16 protein-coding genes are annotated in these 19,029 nt (G+C 71.2%); 13 read left to right on the top strand and 3 right to left on the bottom strand.

Going from position 1 to position 19,029, the window contains the following annotated elements; translation table 11 throughout:
• The first annotated feature begins 26 nt into the window (after positions 1-26).
• Positions 27-1,397: a class II 3-deoxy-7-phosphoheptulonate synthase gene (locus IEX31_RS01925; protein ID WP_373285485.1), complete on the top strand. Its 1,371-nt coding sequence runs from the start codon at positions 27-29 to the stop codon at positions 1,395-1,397.
• Between the two features lie 54 nt (positions 1,398-1,451).
• Here IEX31_RS01925 and pknB read toward each other — a convergent pair whose 3' ends face one another.
• Entirely contained in the window at positions 1,452-3,341 is a 1,890-nt protein-coding gene (gene pknB / locus IEX31_RS01920) for a Stk1 family PASTA domain-containing Ser/Thr kinase (protein ID WP_188741820.1), read from the bottom strand.
• A 133-nt stretch (positions 3,342-3,474) separates the two neighbouring features.
• Positions 3,475-4,719 carry a muramidase family protein gene (locus IEX31_RS01915; RefSeq protein ID WP_188741727.1) on the bottom strand — a complete coding sequence of 415 codons (1,245 nt, stop codon included), beginning with the start codon at positions 4,717-4,719 and terminating at the stop codon, positions 3,475-3,477.
• A gap of 167 nt (positions 4,720-4,886) precedes the next feature.
• Here IEX31_RS01915 and IEX31_RS01910 point away from each other — a divergent pair, with 167 nt between their 5' ends.
• Positions 4,887-5,225: an Rv2175c family DNA-binding protein gene (locus tag IEX31_RS01910; RefSeq protein WP_188741726.1), complete on the top strand. Its 339-nt coding sequence runs from the start codon at positions 4,887-4,889 to the stop codon at positions 5,223-5,225.
• Positions 5,226-5,246: 21 nt separating this feature from the next.
• Here IEX31_RS01910 and IEX31_RS01905 read toward each other — a convergent pair whose 3' ends face one another.
• Positions 5,247-6,356 carry a polyprenyl synthetase family protein gene (locus IEX31_RS01905; protein WP_188741725.1) on the bottom strand — a complete coding sequence of 370 codons (1,110 nt, stop codon included), beginning with the start codon at positions 6,354-6,356 and terminating at the stop codon, positions 5,247-5,249.
• A gap of 74 nt (positions 6,357-6,430) precedes the next feature.
• Here IEX31_RS01905 and IEX31_RS01900 point away from each other — a divergent pair, with 74 nt between their 5' ends.
• The 11 genes from IEX31_RS01900 (at position 6,431) to murG (ending at position 19,005) form a co-directional block, all read left to right on the top strand.
• Complete coding sequence (locus IEX31_RS01900) at positions 6,431-6,814, top strand: SCO2097 family morphological protein (protein WP_188741724.1); 384 nt, start codon at positions 6,431-6,433, stop codon at positions 6,812-6,814.
• Between the two features lie 320 nt (positions 6,815-7,134).
• Complete coding sequence (gene mraZ / locus IEX31_RS01895; protein WP_188741723.1) at positions 7,135-7,566, top strand: division/cell wall cluster transcriptional repressor MraZ; 432 nt, start codon at positions 7,135-7,137, stop codon at positions 7,564-7,566.
• A 99-nt stretch (positions 7,567-7,665) separates the two neighbouring features.
• Positions 7,666-8,619: a 16S rRNA (cytosine(1402)-N(4))-methyltransferase RsmH gene (rsmH, locus tag IEX31_RS01890; protein ID WP_188741722.1), complete on the top strand. Its 954-nt coding sequence runs from the start codon at positions 7,666-7,668 to the stop codon at positions 8,617-8,619.
• Entirely contained in the window at positions 8,616-9,206 is a 591-nt protein-coding gene (gene ftsL, locus IEX31_RS01885) for a cell division protein FtsL (protein WP_188741721.1), read from the top strand. The genes rsmH and ftsL overlap by 4 nt, the downstream gene beginning before the upstream one ends.
• A 22-nt stretch (positions 9,207-9,228) precedes the next feature.
• The gene (locus IEX31_RS01880; protein WP_188741720.1) at positions 9,229-11,028 is read left to right on the top strand and encodes a peptidoglycan D,D-transpeptidase FtsI family protein; all 1,800 of its coding nucleotides are present in this window, start codon (positions 9,229-9,231) and stop codon (positions 11,026-11,028) included.
• A gap of 13 nt (positions 11,029-11,041) precedes the next feature.
• Positions 11,042-12,589, top strand: coding sequence for a Mur ligase family protein (locus IEX31_RS01875; protein ID WP_188741719.1), 1,548 nt, complete (start codon positions 11,042-11,044; stop codon positions 12,587-12,589).
• Positions 12,586-13,998, top strand: a complete 1,413-nt coding sequence (locus tag IEX31_RS01870) for a UDP-N-acetylmuramoyl-tripeptide--D-alanyl-D-alanine ligase (protein ID WP_188741718.1) — start codon at positions 12,586-12,588, stop codon at positions 13,996-13,998. Before IEX31_RS01875 ends, IEX31_RS01870 begins: the two co-directional genes overlap by 4 nt.
• A gap of 58 nt (positions 13,999-14,056) precedes the next feature.
• On the top strand, positions 14,057-15,154 hold the full coding sequence (mraY, locus tag IEX31_RS01865; protein ID WP_188741717.1) for a phospho-N-acetylmuramoyl-pentapeptide-transferase: 1,098 nt from the start codon (positions 14,057-14,059) through the stop codon (positions 15,152-15,154).
• Positions 15,139-16,695, top strand: coding sequence for a UDP-N-acetylmuramoyl-L-alanine--D-glutamate ligase (gene murD / locus IEX31_RS01860; RefSeq protein WP_229662026.1), 1,557 nt, complete (start codon positions 15,139-15,141; stop codon positions 16,693-16,695). Before mraY ends, murD begins: the two co-directional genes overlap by 16 nt.
• Positions 16,655-17,908, top strand: a complete 1,254-nt coding sequence (gene ftsW, locus IEX31_RS01855; RefSeq protein ID WP_188741716.1) for a putative lipid II flippase FtsW — start codon at positions 16,655-16,657, stop codon at positions 17,906-17,908. The genes murD and ftsW overlap by 41 nt, the downstream gene beginning before the upstream one ends.
• The gene (murG, locus tag IEX31_RS01850; RefSeq protein WP_188741715.1) at positions 17,905-19,005 is read left to right on the top strand and encodes an undecaprenyldiphospho-muramoylpentapeptide beta-N-acetylglucosaminyltransferase; all 1,101 of its coding nucleotides are present in this window, start codon (positions 17,905-17,907) and stop codon (positions 19,003-19,005) included. Before ftsW ends, murG begins: the two co-directional genes overlap by 4 nt.
• Positions 19,006-19,029 lie beyond the last annotated feature (24 nt).

Below are 19,029 nucleotides of genomic sequence, written 5' to 3'. Positions count from 1 at the left end.
CGCGCCTCACCCTTCAGGACAGTCCCGTGGTACAGCTCGTCGAGCCCGTCGTCTTCGCAGATCCCTCCGTGATCGACGGCCTCGACTATTGGCGCACGCTGCCGATCAAGCAGCAGCCCACGTGGCTCGACCCCGAGGCGGCGCACGCGGCATCCGCCGAACTCGCGACGCTGCCGCCGCTCGTCTTCGCGGGCGAGGTCGACATGCTGCGTCAACGGCTCGCCGCCGCGTCGCGCGGCAAGGCGTTCCTGCTGCAGGGCGGCGACTGCGCCGAGACCTTCGCGGGTGCGACGGCCGACCAGATCCGCAACCGCGTGAAGACGGTGCTGCAGATGGCGGTCGTGCTCACCTACGGCGCCTCGATGCCCGTGGTGAAGATGGGCCGCATGGCCGGGCAGTTCGCGAAGCCCCGCTCCAGCGGCACCGAGACGCGCGGCGGCGTCACGCTGCCCGCCTACCGCGGCGACATCGTGAACGGCTACGACTTCACGCCCGAGTCGCGCGCGGCCGACCCGTCGCGCCTCGTGCGCGGCTACCACATGGCCGCGTCGACGCTGAACCTCATCCGTGCGTTCACGCAGGGCGGGTTCGCCGACCTGCGCCAGGTGCACTCGTGGAACCAGGGCTTCGCGGCGAACCCGGCGAACGCCCGCTACGAGTCGCTGGCCCGCGAGATCGACCGTGCCATCAAGTTCATGGACGCATGCGGCGCCGACTTCGAGGCGCTCCGGCACACCGAGTTCTACACGGGCCACGAGGGCCTGCTCATGGACTACGAGCGGCCGATGACCCGCATCGACTCGCGCACGGGCACGCCGTACGACACGTCGGCGCACTTCATCTGGATCGGTGAGCGCACGCGCGACCTCGACGGCGCGCACGTCGACTTCCTCTCGCGCGTGCGCAACCCCATCGGCGTGAAGCTCGGGCCGACCACGACCCCCGAGGCCATGCTCGAGCTCGTCGACAAGCTCGACCCCGAACGCGAGCCCGGTCGCCTCACGTTCATCACGCGCATGGGCTCGGGCCGGATCCGCGACGCGCTGCCCCCACTGCTCGAGGCCGTCAAGCGCAGCGACGCCAACCCGCTGTGGGTCACCGACCCGATGCACGGGAACGGCATCACGACGCCCAGCGGCTACAAGACGCGACGCTTCGACGACGTGGTCGACGAGGTGAAGGGCTTCTTCGAGGCGCACCGCGCGGCCGGCACGTACCCGGGCGGCATCCACGTCGAGCTCACCGGCGATGACGTCACCGAGTGCCTCGGCGGCTCGGAGCACATCGACGAGATCACGCTCGAGACGCGGTACGAGTCGCTGTGCGACCCGCGCCTGAACCACATGCAGTCACTCGAGCTCGCGTTCCTCGTGGCCGAGGAGCTCACCGCGCGTTGACCCGGCCCGCGGGGCATCCGGCGAGGATGTCCCGCGGGCCGGTGGCCCGGCGGCTCAGCCGCCGAAGTTGACGGTGATCTCGGAGCCGCGCTTCTCGAGCTCGCCGGCCGCCGGGCTCTGCACGGATGCCACGACGGCGCCCTCGAGGAATCCGGGGACGTTGCTCGTCACGATGAAGTCGAGCGCCTCGAGCTGCTCGCGTGCCTGCGCGACGGTCTGACCGGTGATGACGTTGGGCACCTCGACGAGGTCCGGGCCCTTCGACACGGTGAGCACCACGGTGTCGCCGGGGCGCATCGGGTCGTTCGCAGGCGCTGCGGAGATGACATGGTCGACGGGCACTTCGTCGCTGAACTCGGGGTCGGCGTAGCCGACGGCGAGGTTCGCGCCGGCCAACGCCGCCTCGGCCTCGCCGACGGGAAGCCCCGTGACGTCGGGGAGGGGGCCGACGCTGATGACGAGCGTGAGGTCGGCGAGCTCGGCGACCTCCCCACCGACGGGGTTGCCGTCGGCGCCGAGCACGGCGATCACCGCGCCGGCGGCGAACTCCGCGGAGAACTGCTGCAAGTTCTGCTCCGCGACCCTGAACTCGCCGAGCGCATCCCTCGCCTCCGCCTCGGGAAGGCCGATGACGTCGGGCATGGCGAGGATACGCGGCCCGAGCGAGACGAACATGGTCACGGTCGACCCGCGCCGTGCCTGCGCGCCGCCCTCAGGATCGGTGCCCGAGACCTGGCCCTGCGGGACGACCGGGTCGTTGCGTTCCGCGGAGGCCACCCGGAAGCCCTCGTCCTCGAGCACCTTTCGGGCGTTGTCGGGCAGGAGCGTCGACACGTCGGGCACGGTCGCCAGTGCTCCCGGGCCGGCACCGAAGTACCAGCCGGTCCCGGCGGCGAGACCGGTGAGCAGGAGCACGAGCGCGAAGATCCAGTAGCCGCGTCGCCTCCGTCGCTCGGCGCTCGTCGCGAGTGCGTCGACGTCCTCGTCGTCGGATGCCTCGGCCACGGCGACGGCGATGGGCGCGCCGGCGCCGAGCACCATGGTCTCCGCGGTGGCGGGGCCCGCCGGCAGGGCGTCGGCCATGATCGTGGTCGCCTGCGTGGAATGGGCCGGGCGGCGGGGCATGCGGATCGACGGCTCGACCTCGCGGAGGCGCTCGAGCATCTCGCGGGCGTCGCGCGGCCGCTCCTCGGGGTCGCGTGCCGTCGCCCAGAGCACGAGCTCGTCGAGCTCGGCCGGCACCGCGGGGTTCTTGCTGCTCGGCGTCGGCACGGTGTCGTTCGCGTGCTGGTACGCGATCTGCATGGGCGCCTCGCCCACGTACGGCTGCTCGCCGGTCAGCATCTCGTACAGCATGATGCCGACCGCGTAGATGTCGCTGCGCGCATCCGCCACGCCCCGGGTCACCAGCTCGGGGGAGAGGTAGGCGATGGTGCCGAGCAGCGCCTGCCCCGTCGCCGTGTTCGCGCTCGCGGCGCGCGCGAGGCCGAAGTCGCCGAGCTTGATGCGACCGTCGTCTGCGAGCAGCACGTTCTCGGGCTTGAGGTCGCGATGCACGATGCCGGCCTGGTGCGCCGCGGCGAGGCCGGCGAGCACCGCGTCCATGATGTCGACGGTCTGCTCGGGCGTGAGCTTCGTGTAGTCCTTCAGGAGCTCGCGCAGCGTGATGCCGGGCAGGTACTCCATCACCAGGTACGCCATGTCGGAGTCCTGGCCCTGGTCGAAGACGTTCACGACGTTCGGGTGCGCGAGCCGCGCGGCCGAGCGCGCCTCCTGCACGAACCGCGTCTTGAACGTGTTGTCGTCGGCGAGGTGCCCGTGCATGATCTTGATCGCGACCCGGCGCTCGAGGCGCAGGTCGGTCGCGAGGTACACGGTGGCCATGCCGCCGCGGGCGATCCGCGAACGCACCTGATACCGGCCGTCGACGAGACGGCCGATCATCGGGTCGGCGGGCGGCGCGGTGGTCACCGTACGAGTGTACGAAGAGCCGCATGCCGCGCGGTGTCTCGACGCCGGTCAGTCGCCGAATCGCAACGGCTTCGTGATCGACGGATGCCTCCGTCGCGGAGCCCGCTCAGCCCAGCTCGGACAACCAGGCGCGTGCCGATGCCTCCCACTTCGCGTAGTGGTCGGGGAAGTCCGAGAGCTGCACCGCCTGCGCGGCCTGCGTGACGGTCATCGTCTCCCAGCCTGCGATGTCGAGCAGCCCCTCCGTGCGGCCGGGATTGGGATTGGCCGCGCCGCCGTAGAACGCGGCCGTCGCGCGCACGGGGTCGAGCACCTCCTCGACCGTGCCCCATCCCTGGCTCGGACGCTGCTGGAAGAGGCCGAGCGAGTCCCGGTGGCCGTGGTGCAGGTTGCGGAGCCCGGACTCCTGAGCCGCGGCCGCCAGCGCGACGACGATGCCCTGGTCGTGCACGCCGAGCGCGCGTCCCATCTCGATGATGATGCGCGCGTGGTCGCGCATCTCCCCGGTGAGCGGCACGTTGACCGAGGCCACGATCGCGACGGGCTCGGGCCTGCGGACGACGAGCACCCGGCCGGGGACGATGATGGTCGACCCCGCGAGGCCGTTGGCCCGGTCGAGGTCGGCGACCTTCAGGCCGTGCGCGCTCGCGATGTCGTACAGCGTTTCGCCGGGGGCGACGACGTGCGTCTCGGCCGGTGCGGGGGCGGATGCAGCATCGGGCGACGACGGCCCGCCCGGCGCGTCGGGCACGGGCACGGTCGAATCCGTCAGCGGCAGCACGATGGACTCGCCGGGAAAGATGAGGCTCGATGGGCCGAGACCGTTGGCGCTGAGGACGCTGCCGACGTCGAGTCCGTAGGCGGCCGCGATGCCGCTCACGGTGTCGCCGTCGACCACCACGTGCTTCCGGATCTCGGGTGCGGCCCGGGGAGCCTGCGCCGCGGCCGCTCCGCCGGGCAGCGCCAGGCGCTGCCCGGCAAAGATGAGGCTCGACCAGCTCAGGCCGTTGAACGCGAGCACCTCCGCCGTCGCGAGCCCGAACTGCTCGGCGATGCTGCTCATGGTGTCGCCGTCGACCACGACGTACTCGGCCGGCGGGATGGATGCGGCCACGGTGCGCGCAGTGCGCCCGGCGCCGGCGTGGTTCGCCTTCGACTTCGGTATTCGCTTCACGGTCTGCGGTGCCGCCTCGGCGGGTTGCACGATGCCCAGGGTGACGGCGACGGCGCTCACGATGGCGAGCGGCACGCCGAGCACCGCACGGATGCGGCGGGTCCGCGGAGGCCGTGCCCACGCGGCATCCGTGCGCCGATCCCCGTCGACGCCGGTCGTCTCTGACTCGTCCGCCATGGTGCCCCCTCACGCCGACCTGGTACTTCGACGTTGCGGTCACCGTCGCATGGGGGGCCTGCCGAGTCAACGACCTCGGCCGCGAGTCCGCCGACTCCCTCCCGGACCGGGTGACGGCTCCGGCGTGCCCTTCCCGACCCGGGCGCGCGTCTGGCAGGCTTGGAGTCGTGACCGACGCCGACCAGACCGACTGGCTGACCGTTCCCGACCTCGTCGAGCTGCTCGGGCTGACGCCGAGCCGCGTCCGCCGCCTCATCGATGATCGACACCTGCTCGCGACGCGCGTCGACGGCATGCTGAAGGTGCCGGCGCTCTTCCTTCGCGATGCCGCCCCGTTGCCCGAGCTGCACGGCACGGCCATGGTGCTCGCCGACGCGGGCTTCAGCGACGCCGAGTCGCTGGAGTGGATGCTCGCCGAGGAGGACAGCCTCGGCACCACGCCCATCGCCGCGCTCCGCGCAGGCCGAAAGTCCGAGGTGCGCCGGGTCGCCCAGGCGCTCGCGTAGTCGTTCACGCCGGCCGGCCGGTCAGCTGGTGCGCCGGCTGACGGACCTCGCGAGCGACCCGAGCTCCGAGCGCGCCTCGCGGCCGAGCGGGGCATCGGCGAGCACGGCGGTCGCGCGAGCGACGTTGTCGGCGATGATCCGCTCGACCTCGTCGACGGCGCCGCACTCGCTGAGGGTGCGCTGGAGCATCCGCACCTGGTCCGCGCCGAGGTCGGGGTCGCCGAGGAGCTCGTCGAGGAGCCGCCGCTGCCCCGGCGCGAGCCGCTCCCGAGCGATGGCCACGAGCATCGTGCGCTTGCCCTCGCGCAGGTCGTCGCCACTCGGCTTGCCGGTCACGTCGGGGTCGCCGTAGACGCCGAGGAGGTCGTCGCGCAGCTGGTAGGCGATGCCGAGGGGCAGGCCGAAGTCCCGCAGCGCCGAGAGCTGTACGACGGAGGCACCGGCGATCGCGCCGCCGATGGTGAGTGGCGCCTCGACCGAGTACTTCGCCGCCTTGTAGACGATGACGCGCTCGGCGCGCGTGCGCTGCTCGGACCCGGGCTGCGTGAGCCAGGCGCGTTCCTCGAGGATGTCGAGGTACTGGCCCGCGGTCACCTCGGTGCGCATGCGGATGAACTCCGCGCGCGCCGTGCGCGCGGCCTGCTGGTCGGAGAGCGCGCCGAGGCCCTCGTCGAGCAGCTCGTCGCTCCAGCCGAGGAGGAGGTCGCCGAGCAGGATCGCCGAGGCCCGGCCGAAGTCCGAGCCGCTGCCGGCCCATCCGGAGTCGGCATGCAGCGCCTCGAACAGCCGGTGCGCGGCGGGCGCACCCCGGCGGGTGTCGGAGTTGTCGATGATGTCGTCGTGCACGAGCGCGGCGGCATGGAAGACCTCCAGGGCGGATGCGGCCGAGACCACGGGGAAGAGATCCCGCCCGCCGGTCTCGAACGGATCGAACCCGCGCGCGCCCACCGCTTCCCAGCCCCAATAGCAGAACAGCGCGCGGAATCGCTTGCCGCCGCTGAGAAACCGCCCTGAGAAGGATGTCAATGGGTCCAGGTCGGGGCTGATCGAGCGGAGAATGGATGTGCGTTCGGCGAGGAATTCCTCGAGGCGCGCATGCACCAGATCGACGAGCCGGGAACCGTGAGCCACCCGCCTAGCCTAGCGAGGCGGGGCAGGGCTAGAATGGACTCGGATGCGTCGGTCCCGAGCCTGAGGGGAATGAGATGCCGCTTTCAGAGCAGGAGCAACGTCTTCTCGAGGAGATGGAGCGGAACCTCTACCGCAATGACGCCGACTTCGTCCATGCGGTCGGTGGAGTCCGCGGTCGTCGTCCCAACTACCGAGCCATCGTGCTCGGCGTGCTGCTCGCGGTCGCCGGTGTCGGCGCCCTGATCGCGGGGGTGGCCCTCCAGCTCCTCATCGTCGGTGTCATCGGCTTCGCCCTCATGTTCGTGGGGGTCCTCGTCGCCATCACCCCCTCCAAGCGCGGCGGACTCGCTGCCGCCCCCACCGACCCAACGACGTTGCCCGGGGCGCGTCGGTCGAGCGGGAGCTTCATGGACCGACTGAACGAGCGATGGGATCGTCGCCAGGAGGGCCGCGACTAGTCCTCCACTTCCCACCACCTCGACGGGTCGATCTTCGGATCGGCCCGTTTTCGCGTGTCCGAAGGGCCGTCGCGCGCTGATCGTGCGCCGCCAGGCGGCGAGGACGGGGGCATCCGTCGTCCGTGGAGCTGTTGTCGGCGGTCCGCTGCGCCGGTTTCACCGCAGATTCCTCCACCTCCCTCCACTCTGCGTCTTCCCCGTGTTCACAGGGAACTCACACCCCCAGAACGGGGAAAACGAGCGATTGTCGTTGGTGAGTGGATGAGAGTGGAGTAAAGTGGGGTCACCTGGATCCTGGCCGGAGGAAAGGGGGTGGTGCGATGTTCCTCGGGACCTACGAGCCCAAGCTCGACGAGAAGGGCCGCGTCATTCTTCCGGCGAAGTTCCGGGAGGAGCTGTCGAACGGGCTCGTGCTCACGCGCGGGCAGGAGCGCTGCATCTACGTGTTCAGCGTGCGGGAGTTCGAGAGCATGAGCGACAAGATCCGCCAGGCCCCGGTCACGAGCAAGCAGGCACGCGATTACATGCGCGTGTTCCTCTCGGGGGCATCCGCGGAGACCCCCGACAAGCAGCATCGGGTCACCATCCCCGCCACGCTCCGCGGCTACGCGGGGCTCGACCGTGACCTCGCGGTCATCGGAGCCGGCAGCCGGGTGGAGATCTGGGATGCGTCGGCGTGGCAGACATACCTCGCCGAGCAGGAGGCGGCCTTCGCGGAGACGGCGGAGGAGGTGGTCCCCGGGCTCTTCTAGCCCCGGGTTGCGACTCCCAGCCGTGCGCGCCTGATGCACTTCCCCGCACCAGGACGAACGGATGGGGATCGGAACCCGGGAACGGGAGTCGAAGGAATCATGGACATCGAACGCATTCACACCCCAGTCATGCTCGAGCGCACGATCGAGCTGCTCGCTCCGGCCCTCGAGGCCGAAGGGGCGGTGCTCGTCGATGCAACCCTCGGCATGGGCGGCCACAGCCGCGCGTTCCTCGAGCGCTTCCCGAAGCTCACCGTCGTCGGCCTCGACCGAGACACCGACGCCCTCGCGATCGCGCGGGAGCGCCTCGCCCCCTTCGGCGACCGCGCCCGGCTCGTCCACACCGTGTACGACGGCATCGCCGAAGCCGTGCGGTCCGAGGGGTACGACGAAGTGCGGGGCGTGCTCTTCGACCTCGGCGTCTCGTCGCTGCAGCTCGACCGCGCGGAGCGCGGCTTCGCCTACTCGAAGGATGCCCCGCTCGACATGCGCATGGACTCGACACGCGGCCGCACCGCCGCCGACGTCATCGCGGAGTCGAGCGAGGAGGAGCTTCGTCGCCTGTTCTTCGAGTTCGGCGAGGAGAAGCTCGCGCCCCGCTACGCACGGGCGATCGTGCAGGCGCGGGCGGATGCCCCGATCACACGATCGGGTCAGCTCGTCGACATCATCACGAAGGCCACCCCCGTCGCCGTTCAGCGGCAGGGACATCCGGCCAAGCGCGTCTTCCAGGCGCTGCGCATCGAGGTGAACGAGGAGCTCGCGGTGCTCGAACGAGCCATCCCGGCCGCCCTCGACCTCGTCGCCGTCGAGGGTCGCATCGTCGTGCTCGCCTACCAGTCCCTCGAGGACCGCATCGTCAAGCGCGCACTGCAGGCCGCCGCGAGCTCTACCGCGCCGGCCGGGCTCCCCATGGAGCTGCCCGAACACCGCCCGCAGTTCCGCCTCCTCGTGCGGGGCGCCGAACTCGCGAGCGACGCCGAGCAGGCGGAGAACCCGCGTGCCAAGCCGGTGCGACTGCGCGCCGCCGTGCGAGTGAGGAGGCCGTCATGACCGCACTGCCGGCCCAGTCCGTTCCCGCGCCCCGGCGCCGACCAGCGCCTGCGCCGCAGCGCCGTCTCCGTCCCGCCCCCGAGCCGCGCACCGGGCTCAGCAGGCCGCGCCTGGCCTATGCGATCATCGCGGTCGGCGCGGTGGCGATCATCGTCGTCGCCCAGCTGCTGCTCTCGATCGCCGTTGCGCAGGGCGCGTACGACATCGACCGTCTGCAGCTGCAGCGGGCCGAGCTCGCGCGCGAGGAGCAGAAGCTGGCCGAGGAGCTCGACCGCCTCGAATCGCCCCAGTACCTCGCCATGAACGCGGAGGCGCTCGGCATGGTGCCGAACACCGATCCGGTGTACCTGCGGCTGTCGGACGGGGCGGTGCTGGGCGAGCCGACCGCCGCGAGCGCGGGCGCCGCGGCATCCGCTCCGCTCGTGCCGAATGCCCTGATCGACGGCGTGCCGCCCGTGACGGCGCCGCAGGCGGGGCAGACTCCGAGCGGGGGAGCGGGCGGCGAGGCTCCGGCGGGCGGCGCCGGGACGCAGGTCGTCGCACCGCCGCCCGTGAGCGAAGGACTGCCGACGCCCGCCACGCACTGACCGACCGACCGGAGAGGACGAGATGGACCGCATCACCCGGCACCCGGGCCGACGGATCCTCCTCGCGGCCGTCGTCCTCATCGCCTTCGTGGGCGTCTTCGTCGTGCGGCTGGTCGACATCCAGGTGGTGCGCGCCGCCGAACTCAGCGAGGAGGCGCAGGGCCGCCGGTCCCAGACCGTCACGGAGTACGGCGCGCGTGGTGACATCGTCGACGCGGCCGGCATCGTGCTCGCCGACAGCGTCATGCGCTTCGACATCGCGCTGTCGCCGAAGTACGCCGGACCGGTCGAGCGCGACGAGCCCGACCCCGCCGACCCCTCGGAGACGACGTCCGTCGAGGTGCCGCTCGCGCAGCTCGCCGCGGAGCTGGGCGAGATGGTCGGCCTCACGGGCGACCAGGTGCTGGGCATCATCGACGCGGCGCTCGCCGAGGACCCCGAGGACGACTTCGAGTACGTGGCGAAGCTCGTCGACACGGCGACGTATGAAAGCGTCAAGGCGCTCGGCATCCCGTGGGTCGTGCCGTACGAGCATCCCAGCCGTGCGTATCCGAACGGGGCGGTCGCCGGCAACCTCATCGGCTTCGTCGGCGTCGACGGCGATCCGCTCGCGGGCGTCGAGTACTCCGAGGACGCGTGCCTGGCCGGCGAGGACGGCGTGTACTCCTACCAGCACAGCCTCTCGGACTGGGTCGAGATCCCGGGCACCAAGGTCGTGCACTCCGAGGCTCGCACCGGCGGCACGCTGCAGCTCACGATCGACTCCGACCTGCAGTGGATGGTGCAGCGCATCGCCGAGGCGCAGGTCCAGGCCGTCGGCGCCGACTGGGCCACGGTCACGGTGATGGAGGCGAAGACCGGCCGGCTGCTCGCGGTCGCCGACGTGCCCACCATCGATCCCAATGCCCCCACGGCGATCGCGGAGGGCGACCGCGGCTCGCGGGCGTTCACGGCGCCGTTCGAGCCGGGCTCGACGTTCAAGGCGCTGACCGCGGCATCCGTCATCGACGCCGGCAAGGCCGACCCGCTCAGCCAGGTCGTCGCAGGGTACCGGTACCTGCCGCCGAACGGGGCGAACATCAACGACAGCTTCCTGCACGAGGAGACCCGATACACCCTCACCGGCGTGCTCGTCGACTCGTCGAACACGGGCATGTCGATGTTCGGCGAACGGCTCACCGACGAGGATCGCTACGAGTACATGCGGGCCTTCGGGCTCGGCCAGGAGACCGAGGTCGGCTTCGCGGCGGAGGAGCCAGGCGACCTGCACGGCGGCCCCGACGCGTGGGACAACCAGACGAAGTACGCGACGATGTTCGGGCAGGGGCTCACCACGACCGCGGTGCAGATCGCGAGCGCGTACCAGACCATCGCCAACGGCGGCGTGCGCATGCCGGTGCGGCTCGTCGACGGCTGCGTCGGCGAGGACGGCGAGCTCGACGCGCCCGAGACGGAGGGCACGCGCGTGATCTCCGAGACGGCGGCCGACCAGACCAGCCAGATGCTCGAGCGCGTCTACCTCGACGGCTGGCTCGCCGACGAATGGAACATCCCGGGCTACCGTGTCGCGGCCAAGACCGGAACCGCGCAGGTCCCCGACGGCAACGGAGGCTACCTCACCGGCTACCTCGTGTCGGTCTCGGGGTTCGCCCCGGCGGACGATCCGCGGTTCGTCGTTTCGGTGAGCATCATGAATCCCGTTAAGATGAACTCGTCCGCCGCATCCGCTCCCGTCTTCCAACAGGTGATGAGCCAGGTGCTGAAGAAGTATCGGACACTTCCGTCCGGCGCCCCCGCGCCCGAGCTGCCAGCCACCTGGTGAGAAAGTTGGGTTCGTGACCGGATCGCCTTCCACGGCCCTCCGGCCGCAGCATCCGAACCCACGCCCCTTGCCCGCCCTCGCCGCGACGTTCGAGTTCGAGGTGCGCGGCGACATTGGTGCGCTGGAGGTCACCGGCGTCGTGCTGTCGTCGGGATCGGTGCGTCCCGGCGATCTGTACGTGGGCGTTCCGGGCCGCAACGCGCACGGCGCACGGTACGCCGCCGCGGCGCGCGACGCGGGAGCCGTGGCCATCCTCACCGACCGCGCCGGCGCCGAGCTCGCCGCCGCCGCCGGGCTGCCTATCCTCGTGACGCCCGACGCGCGCGCCGCGCTCGGCGACGTGGCCGCATGGATCCACCGCACGGCCGAGAACCCCGCGACGCTGTTCGGCGTGACCGGCACGAACGGCAAGACGAGCGTCGTGTACCTGCTCTACGGCATCCTGCGCCAGCTCGGGGTGGTCGCCGGGCTCACCTCGACCGCCGAGCGGCGCATCGGCGACGAGGCCGTCACGAGCTCGCTCACCACGCCGGAGGCGAGCGAACTGCACGCGCTCCTCGCCCGCATGCGCGAGGTCGACGTGCGCGCGGTCGGCGTCGAGGTCTCGGCGCAGGCGCTCTCGCGGCACCGCGTCGACGGCCTCGTGTTCGACGTCGTGGGCTTCACGAACCTGACGCACGACCACCTCGACGACTATGCATCGATGGACGAGTACTTCGAGGCCAAGCGCGAGCTGTACCAGCCCGAGCGCTCCCGGCGCGGCGTCGTCACCGTCGACTCCGAGTGGGGCCGTCGGCTCGTCGCCGAATCGCGCATTCCCGTGACCACGCTGACGACGCGCCCCGACGTCGAGGCCGACTGGCGACTCACCGTCGGCGAGGAATCGGCGACCCGCACCACGTTCGTGCTCGAGGGACCGGAGGGGCGGCGGCTCGACTCCCGCGTGCCCCTGCTCGGCTGGTACATGGCCGCAAATGCCGCGCTCGCGATCGTGATGCTCGTCGAGGCGGGCTACGATCTCGATCGCATCGCGCAGGTGCTCGAGCGCGACGGCGGCATCGACGCGTACATCCCCGGTCGAGCCGAGCGCATCTCGGGCGAGAAGGGTCCGCTCGTCTACATCGACTACGGGCACAGCCCCGACGCGTTCCTGCAGACGCTCGGCGCCATCCGGCGGTTCACGACCGGCAGGCTCATCATGCTGTTCGGCGCCGACGGCGACCGTGACACGACGAAGCGCGCCGAGATGGGCGCCATCGCCGCCCGCGGTGCCGACGTCGTCGTGATCACCGACTTCCACCCGCGATTCGAGGACCCTGCGGCGATCCGCGCGGCGCTCATCGCCGGCGCGAAGGCCGCCGTTCCCGACCGCGAGATCCACGAGGTCGCCGACCCGCGCGAGGCGTTCCGCACGGCGCTCGCGCTGGCGGGCGAGGGCGACGCCATCCTGTACGCCGGCCCCGGACACGAGGAGTACCACGAGGTGAAGGGCGTGAAGATCCCCTACTCGGCCCGAGACGATGCCAGGCAGGCCCTGCGCGAGGCGGGCTGGCCCGCATGATCGCGCTCACCCTCGCCGAGATCGCCTCGGCGGTCGGCGGCGCGCTGCGCCTCGACGGCACGGATGCCGCGCCCGAGACCGTCATCGAGGGCGCCGTCACGACCGACTCCCGCGAGATCGGCCCCGGCGACGTCTTCTTCGCCAAGCGCGGCGAGTTCGACGACGGGCACCGCTTCGCACCCGCGGCGGCCGAGCAGGGAGCAGCGCTCCTGGTCGTGGAGCGTCCGGTCGACCTCGCGGTGCCGCAGGTCGTCGTCGGCGACACCGTCGACGCGCTCGGCGCGCTCGCGACGGAGGTGGTCGGACGAGTGCGCGCGCGCGGGCGCCTGCGCATCGTCGGGGTCACGGGCTCCAACGGCAAGACCACGACGAAGAACCTCCTGCGCGCGGTGCTCGAGCGCGTCGGCCCGACGGTCGCGGCCCGAAAGTCGTTCAACAACGAGGTCGGCGCGCCCATCACGATGCTCGAGCTCAGCCACGACACGCAGTTCCTCGTGGCCGAGATGGGGGCATCCGCCGTCGGCGAGATCGCGCGGCTCGTGCGCATGGCCCGACCAGACGTGGGCATCGTGCTCAAGGTCGGGCTCGCCCACGCCGGCGAGTTCGGCGGCATCGAGCAGACCGTGCGCGCCAAGAGCGAGATGGTCACCGACCTCCTCGAGACGGATGTCGCGGTGCTCAACGCCGACGACCCGCGCGTGGTGTCCATGGCCGGCCTCACGAAGGCACGCGTGGTGTGGTTCGGGCTCGCCGGTGTCGCCGAGGTGCGGGCCACCCACCTCGCCGTGCACGCCCGCGGCACCGACTTCACGGTGACGATCCCGGGCGGCGAGTCGGCCCGCGTGCACTTCGGCGTGCTTGGCGAGCACCACGTCATGAACGCACTCGCTGCGATCGCGGCATCCGTCGAGCTCGGCGTGCCGTTGCCCGCCATCGTCGGGGCCCTCGAGTCATTGACGCTCGCCGAGCGGTGGCGCATGCAGGTCATGGGCGGCCGCGACGGGATCACGGTGATCAACGACGCCTACAACGCGAGCCCGGACTCGATGTCGGCCGCCCTCAAGACGCTCGCCCAGGTGCAGGCGCCGGGCACGCGGACCATCGCGGTGCTCGGCGAGATGAGCGAGCTGGGCGAGTTCTCGGGGGAGGAGCACGACCGCATCGGGCTGCTCGCCGTGCGTCTCGGCATCTCGCAGCTCGTGGTCGTCGGTTCGGGCGCGCGCCGCCTGCACATCTCGGCCGTCAACGAGGGCTCATGGGACGGCGAGTCCGCCTTCGTCGAGACCGCCGACGAGGCGTTCGACCTCGTCGTCGCCACTGCGCGCCCCGGTGATACGGTGCTCGTGAAATCGTCGAACTCGGCGGGTCTCCGCCACCTCGGCGACCGACTGGGAGAATGGTTCGCATGAGCGGCGGGGCAGCACTGATGATCGGCCTGCCCGGTCACCGACTGGGAGAATGGTTCGCGTGAGAGCACTGCTGACCGCCGGGGCGTTGTCGCTCGCCTTCACGCTTTTCCTGACCCCACTCTTCATCCGCCTGTTCCGCAGGATCGGCTGGGGCCAGTTCATCCGCGACGATGGTCCGAAGAGCCACCACGTCAAACGCGGCACGCCCACCATGGGCGGCATCGTCTTCATCCTCGGGACCCTGTTCGGCTACTTCGTCGCCACGCTGGTGCTGAGCAACGAACCGCCGACCGCGTCGGGCCTGCTCGTGCTCTTCATGATGGTCGGCCTCGGCGCCGTCGGCTTCATCGACGATTTCGTGAAGACCCGCAAGCGGCAGAGTCTCGGCCTCGGCGGCTGGGCGAAGGTCCTGGGCCAGGTCGTCGTGGCCACGGCGTTCGCCCTGCTCGCGCTGCAATTCCCCAACGAGCAGAGCGTGACGCCCGCGAGCACGAGCATCTCGTTCATCCGCGACCTGCCGCTCGACTTCATCGTGTTCGGCACGGTGGTCGGCATCGTCCTGTACGTCATCTGGATCGGCCTCATCACCGTCGCGACCTCCAACGGCGTGAACGTCACCGACGGGCTCGACGGACTCGCCGGCGGCGCCTCGATACTCGCGATCGGGTCGTTCGTCTTCATCGGCTTCTGGCAGTTCAACCAGTCCTGCTCGAGCGAGAACCTCAACCCGAGCGACGCATACCGCTGCTACGAGGTGCGCGATCCGCTCGACCTCGCGATCGTGGCGACGGCCATCGTCGGCGGCCTCGTCGGCTTCCTCTGGTGGAACACGAACCCCGCGCACATCTACATGGGCGACACAGGCTCCCTCGCCCTCGGCGGCGCCCTGGCCGCCCTGGCGATCGTCAGCCACACGGAGCTCCTGCTCATCCTCACCGGCGGTCTCTTCGTCATCGAGACGGGCTCGGTCATCGTGCAACGCGCCTACTTCAAGCTCACCCGCGGCAAACGCATCTTCCTGATGAGTCCCATCCACCATCACTTCGAGCTGAAGGGCTGGGCCGAAGTCACGATCGTCGTGCGCTTCTGGATCATCGGCGGCCTCGTCGTCGCGGCGGCCGTCGGCAGCTTCTACTTCGAGTGGCTGCAGCGGTGACCGAGGCGGATGCCGCGGCGAGGCGCGCCCGGCTCGACGCGCTCACCAGCTGGAGCGCCGACTGGCGCGGGCTGCGGGTCGCGGTGCTCGGCCTCGGCGTCACGGGCTTCGCGGTCGCCGACACGCTGACCGAACTCGGCGCCGACGTGCTGGTGGTCGCCCCGTCGGTGGACGACGACCGGGCGCGGATCCTCGAGGTCATCGGGGCGAAGCTGCTGCGGCATCCGCTCGACGACGTACCCGCCGAGCTCGTGTCGTTCGCCCCCGAGATCGTCGTGGCGTCGCCCGGGTTCCACCCCGACCACCCCGTGCTCGAGTGGGCCGGCGCCGTCGGCGTCGCCGTATGGGGCGACATCGAGCTCGCCTGGCGCGTTCGCGACAAGGTGAACGCCGCGGAGTGGATCCTCGTCACCGGCACGAACGGCAAGACCACGACCGTGCAGCTGGCCGCGACGTTCCTCGCCGCCAACGGACTGCGCGCGGCGCCGTGCGGCAACATCGGCCTGCCCGTGCTCGATGCCGTGCGCGATCCCGGCGGGTTCGACGTGCTCGTGGTGGAGCTGTCGAGCTACCAGCTGCACCACCTGCCGAAGACCGGACCCGGCGCGCTGCACCCGTGGGCGAGCGTGTGCCTCAACCTCGCCGACGACCACCTCGACTGGCACGGCTCGCCCGAGGCGTACCGCACCGCGAAGGCGACGGTCTACGAGAACACGAAGATCGCCTGCGTGTACAACCGCGCCGACGAGGCGACCATGCACATGGTCGAGGAGGCCGACGTCGAGGAGGGTGCGCGGGCGATCGGCTTCGGCCTCGACGTGCCGGGCCCGAGCGACTTCGGCGTCGTCGAGGGCATCCTGTGCGACCGCGCCTTCCTCGACGAGCGGCACACTGCCGCGCTCGAGATCATCACGGTCGCCGAGCTCGAACCGCACGGCCTCGCGGCGCCGCACGTCGTCGCGAACATCCTCGCGGCTTCGGCGCTGGCCCGGTCGTACGGCGTGCCAGTCGGCGTCATCCACGACGCGCTCGGCGCCTTCCGTCTTGACGCGCACCGCATCGAGACCGTGGCCGAGACCGGAGGCATCCGCTGGATCGACGATTCCAAGGCCACCAACCCGCACGCGGCCGAGGCATCGCTGCGCGCCTTCGGCCGCGTCGTGTGGATCGTCGGCGGGATGCTCAAGGGGGTCGACGCCGACGCGCTCGTCGCCGCGCACGCGGGTCGGCTGCGCGCCGCGATCGTGATCGGGGTCGACCGCACCGCCCTCGCGGCGGCGTTCCGGCGACACGCGCCCGAGCTGCCGCTGTTCGAGGTCGTGACGGATGACACTGAAACCGTGATGCCCGAGGCGGTCGAGCTGGCCGCAGCCGTGGCCGAGCCGGGGGACACGGTGCTCCTCGCGCCAGCGGCGGCGTCGATGGACCAGTTCGCCGACTACGCCGACCGCGGCCGGCGATTCCACGAGGCGGTCAGGGCGAGGCTGGGAGGTGAGGCGGATGCCGACTCCGCCCCGCACGGCCCGACCACCGAAGGGTGAGGCGGCGGGCGTCTCCGCCGCCCGCATCCGGCTCGGGCGCGTCTTCCGCGTCGAGTCGAAGGACTACTTCCTGCTGCTCGGCACGACGCTCTTCCTCGTCGTGTTCGGCCTCGTCATGGTGCTCTCCTCGTCGTCGGTCGAATCGAACCTCGAGGACGGCGGCTTCTTCGTGCAGGCGACCCGGCAGGGGCTGTACGCGTTGTTCGGCATCCCGATCATGCTCATCTCGAGCCGCATGCCCGAGCGCGCGTGGATGGCGGTGGCGTGGCCGATGCTGATCGTCTCGTGCTCGCTGCAGGTGCTCGTGGTGGCGACCGACCTCGGCGTGACGATCGGCGGCAACACGAATTGGCTCGCGATCGGCGGGGTGCAGTTCCAGCCGTCCGAGCTCATCAAGGTCGCGCTCGTGATCTGGCTGGGGCTCATCGTCACGAAGAAGCAGGAGAAGCTGGGCGACTTCACGCACGGCATCCTGCCCATCCTCCTGGTGGGCGGTGGCGCGATCGGCCTCGTCCTCCTCGGCGGCGACCTCGGCACCGTCATGATCATGGGAGCCATGCTCATGGGCGCGTTGTTCCTCATCGGCGTGCGCATCCGGCTGCTGCTGCCGCCGGTGCTCCTCGGCCTCGCGGTGTTCGTGATCGCCGCGGCGTCGAGCGACAGCCGGAAGCGCCGGATCACCGCGTTCCTGCAGGAGAACTGCACGACGATCGACGAGGCGGACTGCTGGCAGATCCAGCACGGCCGGTTCGCGCTCGCGAACGGCGGCATCTTCGGGGTCGGACTCGGCAACTCCACGGCGAAGTGGTCGTGGCTGCCCGCCGCCGACAACGACTTCATCTTCGCGATCATCGGCGAGGAACTCGGGCTCATCGGCGCCGTGGTCGTCATCGGGCTCTTCGTGGTGCTCGCAGTGGCGTTCGCGCGCGTCCTGCGCGCGGCGCGCACGCCGTTCGCGAAGACCGTCACGGCGACCGTGCTCGTGTGGGTCGTCGGCCAGGCGTGTGTCAATATCGGTGTCGTGCTCGGAGTCTTCCCCGTCCTCGGCGTGCCGCTGCCCCTCGTCTCCGCGGGTGGCACGGCCCTGCTCACCACCCTGCTCGCGATCGGCGTCGTGCTGTCGGTCGCGCGCGATCCGGAGGCCGCGACGCGCACGGCCGCACGCGCGGAGGCCCGTGCCGCGGCACGGGCGTCGGGGCGGACCGCTCGATGACGACGTACCTGCTGGCCGGCGGAGGCACCGCCGGCCACGTCAACCCGCTGCTCGCCGTCGCCGACCGGCTCCGCGAGCGCGACCCCTCGTGCGAGGTGCTCGTGCTCGGTACCGCCGAGGGCCTGGAGTCACGGCTGGTGCCGGCCCGAGGCTACGAGTTGCTCACGATCGCCAAGGTGCCGTTCCCGCGGCGCCCGAACCGAGCCGCACTGGCCTTCCCCGTTCGGTTCCGCCGGTCGGTCGACGATGTCGCCCGGATCGTCCGCGACCGCCGCGTCGATGTGGTCGTCGGATTCGGCGGATACGTCTCCACGCCGGCGTACCTGGCGGCGCGACGTACGCGTGTGCCGGTCGTGATCCACGAGGCGAACGCGAAGCCCGGGCTCGCCAACCGGCTCGGGGCCCGCTGGGCGGCCCGGGTCGGCGTCGCCTTCAGCGGCACGAACCTGCCGCACGCCGTGTACGTGGGCATGCCGCTCCGGCGTGAGATCGAGACGCTCGACCGGGCGGCCCTGCGCGACGAGGCCGTGGCGTTCTTCGACCTCGACCCGTCGCGCCGCGTGCTCCTCGTCACGGGCGGCTCGCTCGGCGCCCGGCGCATCAACCGCACCATGGTCGAGGGCGCCGCGGCCGTCACGGGCGCCGGGTGGCAGGTGCTGCACGTCGCGGGCGGCAACGCCGACGTCGCCGACCCGGGCATCGACGACTACCGCATGATCGCGTACGCCGACCGCATGGACCTTGCGCTCGCGGTCGCCGACGTGGCCGTGTCGCGTGCCGGTGCCGCAACCGTGAGCGAGCTCGCAGCCCTCGGCATCCCCGCCGTCTACGTGCCGTACCCCGTCGGCAACGGCGAGCAGCGCTTCAATGCCGCCGACGTCGTGCGTGCGGGCGGCGGCATCCTCCTCGACGATGCCGACTTCGTGCCGTCGTGGGTCGAGGGCGAGCTGCTGCCGCTGCTCGGCGACCAGGCCCGCGTCGAGGGCATGGCCGCGGCCGCGGCATCCGTGGGTCGACGCGACGGCACCGACCGCATGATCGCGCTCATCGACGCGGCACTCGGCGGGGGTGCCGGCGACGACGCGCACACCGCGTAACGTGGAGTGAGTGGATGCCGCGAC

The organism is Agromyces bauzanensis (assembly GCF_014645655.1).
Taxonomy (GTDB): Bacteria; Actinomycetota; Actinomycetes; order Actinomycetales; family Microbacteriaceae; genus Agromyces; species Agromyces bauzanensis.
The sequence above is the reverse complement of the archived record's forward strand: the minus strand, read 5'-3'. Positions and strand labels throughout refer to the sequence as shown.

Bases quoted from the DNA above. Each gene is read 5' to 3' on its own strand.
- pknB (WP_188741820.1), bottom strand. From the start codon at position 3,341: ATGATCGGCCGTCTCGTCGACGGCCGGTATCAGGTGCGTTCGCGGATC.
- IEX31_RS01915 (WP_188741727.1), bottom strand. From the start codon at position 4,719: ATGGCGGACGAGTCAGAGACGACCGGCGTCGACGGGGATCGGCGCACG.
- IEX31_RS01900 (WP_188741724.1), top strand. From the start codon at position 6,431: ATGCCGCTTTCAGAGCAGGAGCAACGTCTTCTCGAGGAGATGGAGCGG.
- mraZ (WP_188741723.1), top strand. From the start codon at position 7,135: ATGTTCCTCGGGACCTACGAGCCCAAGCTCGACGAGAAGGGCCGCGTC.
- rsmH (WP_188741722.1), top strand. From the start codon at position 7,666: ATGGACATCGAACGCATTCACACCCCAGTCATGCTCGAGCGCACGATC.
- ftsL (WP_188741721.1), top strand. From the start codon at position 8,616: ATGACCGCACTGCCGGCCCAGTCCGTTCCCGCGCCCCGGCGCCGACCA.
- IEX31_RS01880 (WP_188741720.1), top strand. From the start codon at position 9,229: ATGGACCGCATCACCCGGCACCCGGGCCGACGGATCCTCCTCGCGGCC.
- IEX31_RS01870 (WP_188741718.1), top strand. From the start codon at position 12,586: ATGATCGCGCTCACCCTCGCCGAGATCGCCTCGGCGGTCGGCGGCGCG.
- ftsW (WP_188741716.1), top strand. From the start codon at position 16,655: ATGCCGACTCCGCCCCGCACGGCCCGACCACCGAAGGGTGAGGCGGCG.
- murG (WP_188741715.1), top strand. From the start codon at position 17,905: ATGACGACGTACCTGCTGGCCGGCGGAGGCACCGCCGGCCACGTCAAC.